This window comes from Terribacillus jepli (assembly GCF_047228925.1).
Taxonomy (GTDB): domain Bacteria; phylum Bacillota; class Bacilli; order Bacillales; family Amphibacillaceae; genus Terribacillus.
In genome coordinates, this window is the sequence record NZ_JBFEGH010000030.1 from 1 (window position 1) to 2,703 (window position 2,703).

Annotated in this window: 3 protein-coding genes; 2 read left to right on the forward strand and 1 reads right to left on the reverse strand. The window is 41.2% G+C overall.

Annotation, left to right across the window (positions count from 1 at the left end; all coding sequences use genetic code 11):
- Positions 1 to 99: 99 nt before the first annotated feature.
- Positions 100 to 519: a DUF4064 domain-containing protein gene (locus AB1K91_RS19910; RefSeq protein WP_413092423.1), complete on the reverse strand. Its 420-nt coding sequence runs from the start codon at positions 517 to 519 to the stop codon at positions 100 to 102.
- A 155-nt stretch (positions 520 to 674) separates the two neighbouring features.
- Here AB1K91_RS19910 and AB1K91_RS19915 point away from each other — a divergent pair, with 155 nt between their 5' ends.
- The gene (locus AB1K91_RS19915) at positions 675 to 1,064 is read left to right on the forward strand and encodes a YfmQ family protein (protein WP_413092424.1); all 390 of its coding nucleotides are present in this window, start codon (positions 675 to 677) and stop codon (positions 1,062 to 1,064) included.
- Positions 1,065 to 1,521: 457 nt separating this feature from the next.
- The gene (locus tag AB1K91_RS19920) at positions 1,522 to 2,574 is read left to right on the forward strand and encodes a tetratricopeptide repeat protein (protein WP_413092425.1); all 1,053 of its coding nucleotides are present in this window, start codon (positions 1,522 to 1,524) and stop codon (positions 2,572 to 2,574) included.
- The last annotated feature ends 129 nt before the right edge of the window (positions 2,575 to 2,703 follow it).

The window sequence follows — 2,703 nt, forward strand, 5'->3', positions numbered from 1 at the left end:
TATTCTATTATAAAAAAGTTAGAAAAAGAAATGAACCCAAAATAAAAAGGCTGTCGAGACTATCTCGACAGCCTGAATATCCCCCATGGGGGATATTTTTTATTTAGCGCGTTGCCTGATCATTCCGCCTGCAATGAATAGGAGCACTGGAACGATAACAGTTGCGAGGGATAAGATTGCTGCGCTGGATAATGTCATTGCAGCACCTTTTGGTCTTTTCGGGATGATCATTAGGCCGATGAATACGATGATGGCGATGATGGCGATATACACAGTCGGAATGACAAAGAGTACTTGCAGGTTGGGGATTGTTTCAGCAGCCATTTCTTCCGGAGATGGGGAAGGAATCTCACCCGCGGCAAGTGTTCTTTGGTATTTGGGATCATCTTCAATGAATGTAGTCACAGCCTGTACCATGGATTGATTTTGCGGCAAGGTTATTGTGAACAGCAGACCGCCGAGAAACAACAAGACCAATAATACAAAGGCAGTCATCGTTAAGAGTTGTGGTGTTTTCATGCGTCATTACCTCCTTTTTCCAGTATAAGTTCCATGAAACTGTCAGGGAATAGGACCGAGGGCGTATCTGTCATTTTCTTGTCAAAAATAAGGAAGTTGGTTTGACGGATATGTGTTATCATTAGAACGATTTTATTGGAATCGAGGCGAGGGCTTTGTCTTGGGTATTTATTGTCTTATTGATTGTTGCTAGTCTGATTAAAATCGTGGCTGCTTCTGCACCGAGTGCTGTTGTAGAAAAAATAGGTAAGAGATTTCAGCTTCATCCGACATTATCTTATGATGTAAAAGTGAAACAGGATGGCAAATCGTTATCCGAGGAAAAGCAGCGGCATTTTGTGGATGAATTCAATCAAGCTAGCTTCCTTGAGAAATATTATTATCCGCCTGCCCCTGAGGGGATACCTTATGAGATAGAAGTTAAAAATGAAAAGTATTTCATCTATCCTTATACAGATCGGGTAGACGTTTTCAAATATACGAAAAAGAAGGTCTTCTCCTATAGCCTGCGCTCTCAAACATTGCAAGGTCAGGCTTCATACTGATATCGTTTATCTATATAGAATAGAAACGGGAATCAGGAGGTTGGCAGGATAGCGTGATCAAATAGCTTTCATGGGCCGATATGGGTTCTTCCTAGAACATATCTTGGAAGGGTTATTTGATTGCTCCTTCCATGCTTGGACAATAATAGCTGATTAGCACTGCGGGAGAGCGGCAAGTGCGTTGAATCTATCTTCCCCTGCATGTGCGATTCGGAATCGTTCAGAATCAAGATAGCTGTCTTGACCGCCCATTGAATTAAAAGTAAAGCAATTTGGTTTTAAGAACGATTTGGCCGGGAAGTGGTGAAAGATTCCTTTTGAAAAGCATTTCGAATATATGGGTAAAAGCTTAAAAAGCGTACGATTCACCAATGGTGGATCTTTTTCTTTCTGATGATCTAAACAATACGCAAATTTTAACCGATGATTCTGATATGAATGGAGAGAGGGTGAGCCGATGTACAAGACAGATCAAAAGAATACCGACATATTTACCGAGCAGCTAGATAAGTTATACGAAAATATCAAAACGGAACAAATCCGCGCTGCTGGGAAGATCCGCAATGAAATAGCTGAATTGGAAGCTGCAATCCGTGATGAAAAGCTGTTGGCAAGAAGTATGCTGTATGAAGCGCGGTTGGAAATGCTCAAAGGTAATCTGGATAAGGGGGAAAAGCTGCTTGAAGGGGCGGCAGAAGCATTCGTGCTCACCGACGGAAATCTATACTATTACCATTTCTTTAAGGGGCTGCTGCTGTACAGGCAGGACAAGCTTCAGGAAGCAATTGTCGAATATGAACGTGCAGAACCGTTTTTGACGGTACAAATCGATCAGCGGGAAGTGTCCGACTTCTATTATAAATTGGCTAATACGTACTATTATATGGGTATGACTGTTTTTTCCGTTTTGAATGCGGATAAAGCAATTGAAGCGGCTATAAGCTACAATCAGGAATTGCAGCTCGCCAAATGCCGCCTGCTCCAAGGGCTGAATTATTTGGAAAAGGCGGACTTTCGCAAAGCGGAGCAACTATTCCTTGCCGCTTTGGAGAATGGCGCGGCCGAATCTGAATTGCAGCTTCCTTTATATATCCACCATAATCTTGGTGTACTGTATTTTAAGCAAAATCAGCTTGAAAAAGCACTGTGGTACTTTGATCGCTCCATGCAGAATCAGCATCCGGAATATTATTTGAAGAGCCTCTATTATGTTACGGAATGCTGTTTCCTCCTTGGGCGTAAGGAAGAAGCCATGGATTATTTTGCAGAAGGTTTTGCATTGAGTAAAGAGCGCGATGAGGATGCGTATAAGTGGATGTTTGCCATGCTTCATAAGCAATATATCGATAAGGACAGCTTTGAAGGAGTATGGCAGGAAGGAATCAAATACTTTCAATCCATTCATGATGGATCTAATGTACGTTATTTTTCGGAACAGCTTGCGAAATACTATAAAGAAAATCAAGACTTTGAGAATGCATCAAAGTATTATCTTTTAACTTTAAAATAATCATTGTCGCCCTCGCAGGGTAATAGTCAAAAGGAGATTGCTTAAAGCAATCTCCTCAGATTGTAGAGAAACCCCAGTTTCTCTACAATCTTTTTTATATGATAATTCTTCTGTGGTATTTTAAGGACT

Bases quoted from the DNA above. Each gene is read 5' to 3' on its own strand.
- AB1K91_RS19910 (WP_413092423.1), bottom strand. From the start codon at position 519: ATGAAAACACCACAACTCTTAACGATGACTGCCTTTGTATTATTGGTC.
- AB1K91_RS19920 (WP_413092425.1), top strand. From the start codon at position 1,522: ATGTACAAGACAGATCAAAAGAATACCGACATATTTACCGAGCAGCTA.